Origin of the sequence: Streptomyces blattellae (assembly GCF_009709555.1) — a bacterium.
GTDB lineage: Bacteria > Actinomycetota > Actinomycetes > Streptomycetales > Streptomycetaceae > Streptomyces > Streptomyces blattellae.
In genome coordinates, this window is sequence record NZ_WJBG01000126.1 from 1 (window position 1) to 2,984 (window position 2,984).

A 2,984-nucleotide genomic window follows, 5' to 3' on the forward strand; every position below is an offset into this window, starting at 1 on the left:
CGTCCTCGTCTATGTCAGCACTGCGGCTTGCTCCTTGAACGCGGCTGGCGGGACATGAAGCAGGTCATCGACCTGCGGCCGGTGTTCCACCGCAAGGAGGAACGCATCCGCGCTCACGTCCTGCTCTGCTGGCTCGCCCTGCTCCTGGCCCGCATCGCCGAGACCCAGACCGGGCAGACCTGGCCGACACTGCGCCACGAACTCGACCGCATCAAGCTCGGCACCTTCACCGGCCCCGCCGGCACCTTCCAGCAGCGCACCGAGATCACCAAGCCCCAACGCGACCTGCTGAACGCCCTCAAGCTCGACCCACCGCCACGGATCTACCAGCTCGCGCCCGCGAGCCGCTGACCAGCACGAACCACCAGCCCTAGATACACGCCGTCCCACCAGCCGACGGCGCGTTTCCGCACGTCAACCCCCAACTCCACGGACTATCCCGCTACATCAACTGCGGAACCCGGGTCAGACGCACCCGTCGCTCCGGCCCGTCGGTGACCCGTCCTCGTGGAAGTCCCCGGACGAACCGGCTACGACAGTCGGACCATGCCGCACTCGCCGCCGGTCGCCGCGCGCGGGCGGTTGCGGGGCATACGGGTCCGCGACGCATGGCCTACACCGTGCCAGTGGTCGGCAGCCTGCCGGTTGCCCAGGGGTAGGACGCCCATCCCTGATCGAGGACCGGGTTGCGGGTGCCTTCGTGTCCGTTGAGGCATTCGTTGAGAGCCCAGGTGCAGCGCTGGGGGTCGGCCGCCCGTTCCAGGAGCAGAGCGCTGGGCGTGGTGTCGGTGAGGGTCACCAGGTGTTCGACTTCGTGAGCGGCGACGACCGTGGTCGGGATGTCGGCGGTGGGCAGGCCGAGGTGGGGCAGGTTGGCGTTGGCGACGGGGAACGGTTCAAGGGTGACGATCAGTGCCTGGCGTGGACGGTCGGTCGGGATGCCGGCGAATGCCGGATGGTCCTGGTCGATCTGAGCCGAGGTGGCGTTGACCTGGCGGAAGGCGCGGGCGAGTTTGCTGTCGGTCTCGGCGACTCCGAGTTCCAGGCCGAGCCGGGCGTTCTCGGTCGGCATCATGGACTTGACCTCCACGAGCAGCACCAGATCGTCGAAGACGACGATCCAGTCGACGCTTTGCAGTTCGTTGCGCTTGACCCGGTACGTGATCTCCGAGATGACAACGGCGTCGGGTATCAGGCGGAGCTGGCGGCCGACGTACTCCTCGAAGAGGTAGCCGGTCTCCTGCAGGAAGTCGGGTCCGAAGTGCTCGCGTCCTGTGTGGTAGATGCCGGGCGGCGTCGCTTTGCGCCAGACCAGCTGGGGTGAGGGGCACAGCAGGCCGGGTCCGAAGCCGGTGACCGCGGGTCGTCCGAGCAGCGGGTTGTAGGTGAAGCGGCGCAGCTGGGCCGCTTTGCCGCCAGCCACCCTCGCCAGGTTCTGCGTGGTCAGTTTCTCGGCTGCCTTGATGGAGGCCACGTTGGTGGCGAAGTGGCGTTCGATGACGCGCAGCACCGTGTCCCGGCTGACCGCATGGTTGAACTTCTCCCCATCGGGGCCGTCGTAGAGCGCGGGATCGAAATGCCCGGCGTTCAACAGCGCGCATCCCCACAGCAGCTGAGCGGTGCCGACGTAGTCGGGCAGCGGGCAGCCGAAGACCTCGGTGTCCCAGCCGGGGACCATGCAGTGGGGTTGCCGGTGTGCGGGGAAGGGTGTGTGCAGGTACAGCGCGGCGGTACGGGCGAGAGTGGCGAACTCCGGGGCCTGGAAGGCCATCTGCTCGCCGCCCAGGCGCATCATGAAGTCCCTCAGGCGGATCGGATCCTCGTCGGTGCCGTGCAGGGTGGGTTCCTTCAGGCTGGAGTACGCGGCGAGGATCTCCAGTAGATCGCGTTCGGTGGCTTCTGAGCGTAGGTGCTCGGTGCCGTAGGCCAGGCTGACGCGGGCCGCGTCAGCCAGCGCCCAGGGTGTGTACTTCAGTGAGGGACTTTCCAGCCAGGGCTGTGGCCGCTCGGGCGTGCTGTAGCGTGCCGCCGCTGCAGCGATCAGGGGCAGCAGCGAGCTGGGACGATGACGCCGGATGCGCTGACGGTATTCGTCCTCCGTCACCAGCCGGTCATACAGGTACGCAGCCATCCCGCCATGATCCTCGCTGCAGAGAGATTATTCGAGCGGTTTCTCCTGGTCGGTACTGAACGCGCGTATGTTCCAGGCGGCATCCGATTGGAGCGGATTGCCCGCTCCCGCGCCCGCCGCCCTGGCCGCCGTCGGCCGTCAGAGTTGTCACTCGGACTGGGCGTCCGCGGATGATGACCTGGCGGTCCCCCTGCCAGTCCCCGTGTCTGCGGGCCGCTCAGTGAAAGCCGTCTACTTGTCCGGCCCGGGGGCCGGCACTGGCGTAGTAGAAGGCTCGCGCCTGCTTGACGCGGGCCCTGGAGGCGCAATGCTCCGCTCCCTCGACGTTCAGCGGCGGGCGAAGTCGGGAGATCAGTTCCTTCTCCAGCGGGACGGGGTCGGGGTGCTCGGTCCAGGTGAGGGTGAGGTGGTGGTGCATCCAGCGGGTAAGGCGCTGTTCGTCCTCGGGAACCAGGACGACGCGGTCGGTCCAGGTGGTGCGGTAGCCCTCGGCGGGCATGAGGAGTCCGGCCAGGGTTCGACGCAGGGTGGACCGTCCGGAGTCCCTCAGGTGGTTGGAGGCGACGCGGGACCGCAGCCTGCCGGCCTTTCCCAGGTAGAGCAGTCGCAGTCCGGCATCGCCGCTATTGACCGGTCCGAGGAAGGAGGTCAGGACCTCGGGCGGCGCCCACCAGGCATACACGCCTGCGGTCGTGGGCAGGGCGCGGGCCACACTATCGAGGGTCTGGGGTGCGGAGAGCAGTTCGGCTGTGGCTCGCTGAACGGTGGCGTCGTTGAGCATGGGCGCACCCTAGTACTCCAGCAGTACTTCGTGGCTTGACCTGGGGAAACGTGGAGCGGTGGGAGTGTAGCG

Annotated in this window: 2 protein-coding genes and 1 pseudogene; 1 reads left to right on the forward strand and 2 read right to left on the reverse strand. The window is 67.8% G+C overall.

Going from position 1 to position 2,984, the window contains the following annotated elements:
- Positions 1–351 (forward strand): annotated as a pseudogene (locus GFH49_RS11480) (IS1634 family transposase); the annotation flags it as partial.
- 262 nt (positions 352–613) lie between these two features.
- Here the strand turns inward: GFH49_RS11480 and GFH49_RS11485 are convergent.
- A complete protein-coding gene (locus GFH49_RS11485; RefSeq protein ID WP_155055738.1) occupies positions 614–2,131 on the reverse strand; it encodes a nuclease-related domain-containing protein in 1,518 nt (505 codons plus the stop codon).
- Positions 2,132–2,348: 217 nt separating this feature from the next.
- The gene (locus GFH49_RS11490; protein ID WP_155055739.1) at positions 2,349–2,912 is read right to left on the reverse strand and encodes a GIY-YIG nuclease family protein; all 564 of its coding nucleotides are present in this window, start codon (positions 2,910–2,912) and stop codon (positions 2,349–2,351) included.
- Positions 2,913–2,984 lie beyond the last annotated feature (72 nt).